2 protein-coding genes and 1 pseudogene are annotated in these 1,335 nt (G+C 51.9%); 1 reads left to right on the top strand and 2 read right to left on the bottom strand.

What is annotated here, in order from left to right:
- Together fimE and AC0L3J_RS37020 are read right to left on the bottom strand one after the other, a co-directional pair.
- Positions 1-215: pseudogene (gene fimE / locus AC0L3J_RS37025) on the bottom strand (type 1 fimbria switch DNA invertase FimE); the annotation flags it as partial.
- Between the two features lie 52 nt (positions 216-267).
- Positions 268-965, bottom strand: a protein-coding gene (locus tag AC0L3J_RS37020; protein WP_095033700.1) for an IS1-like element IS1B family transposase whose coding sequence is annotated in 2 segments (ribosomal slippage) — positions 268-716 and positions 716-965 — 699 coding nt in all. Because the reading frame shifts where the segments join, the coding sequence is not laid out codon by codon here.
- A gap of 153 nt (positions 966-1,118) precedes the next feature.
- On the opposite strand from AC0L3J_RS37020, the gene AC0L3J_RS37015 reads away from it, so the two are divergent.
- The coding region (locus AC0L3J_RS37015; RefSeq protein ID WP_473350375.1) for a hypothetical protein at positions 1,119-1,335 on the top strand (217 nt) is incomplete at its 3' end.

The raw sequence follows: 1,335 nt of genomic DNA, 5'->3' as shown, positions 1-1,335 counted from the left end.
CAGCGTTCCACGGCTTCACGCTCATCAAAACGTAACGGGTGAACGGTAGAAAATCCGTTCTTCAGTCGGCGAATATTTATTCTACCTTCATTAAGGTCAAGGTCCTGATAATGCAGATCAAGCAGTTCACTAATACGCATCCCATGCCGATATGCCAACAGAATAAGACAATAATCTCTGGCTCCCGTTGCCCCGTAACAAACCGCCTGCATCATGGCCTGAACTTCTTTACCGGTAAGATAACGACGTTTAGGTAATGACTCCAACTTATTGATAGTGTTTTATGTTCAGATAATGCCCGATGACTTTGTCATGCAGCTCCACCGATTTTGAGAACGACAGCGACTTCCGTCCCAGCCGTGCCAGGTGCTGCCTCAGATTCAGGTTATGCCGCTCAATTCGCTGCGTATATCGCTTGCTGATTACGTGCAGCTTTCCCTTCAGGCGGGATTCATACAGCGGCCAGCCATCCGTCATCCATATCACCACGTCAAAGGGTGACAGCAGGCTCATAAGACGCCCCAGCGTCGCCATAGTGCGTTCACCGAATACGTGCGCAACAACCGTCTTCCGGAGCCTGTCATACGCGTAAAACAGCCAGCGCTGGCGCGATTTAGCCCCGACGTATCCCCACTGTTCGTCCATTTCCGCGCAGACGATGACGTCACTGCCCGGCTGTATGCGCGAGGTTACCGACTGCGGCCTGAGTTTTTTAAATGGCGGAAAATCGTGTTGAGGCCAACGCCCATAATGCGGGCTGTTGCCCGGCATCCAACGCCATTCATGGCCATATCAATGATTTTCTGGTGCGTACCGGGTTGAGAAGCGGTGTAAGTGAACTGCAGTTGCCATGTTTTACGGCAGTGAGAGCAGAGATAGCGCTGATGTCCGGCGGTGCTTTTGCCGTTACGCACCACCCCGTCAGTAGCTGAACAGGAGGGACAGCTGATAGAAACAGAAGCCACTGGAGCACCTCAAAAACACCATCATACACTAAATCAGTAAGTTGGCAGCATCACCGAATTTTCAGCCCGGATGTTTCACGTACCTATGTCGAATATCTGGCCGATAAGGTTGCGGATCGAGAAGAGGATGCAGAGGAATATCTGGAAGCAATCATGGAGGCTCGTGTTACCGTTGCTGGCATGGGGCTGGTGATGGAGGTGCAGGATTACTTCGATGGCGAGGCCGATAGACTGGCGAAGGCGTGGCTGGCCGAGTACACACCGCAAATCAAGTCGTTGAAAGATGAGCGTAAAGAGGCCTATCGTCAAATCGTCGAAATGAGTACCGAACCGCAGGATGTGGATCTGGTCAGGCCGGCGAACAAGTTTG

The organism is Bradyrhizobium sp. Kon37, from assembly GCF_055807535.1.
This window is presented reverse-complemented; position numbering and strand designations above follow the sequence as displayed.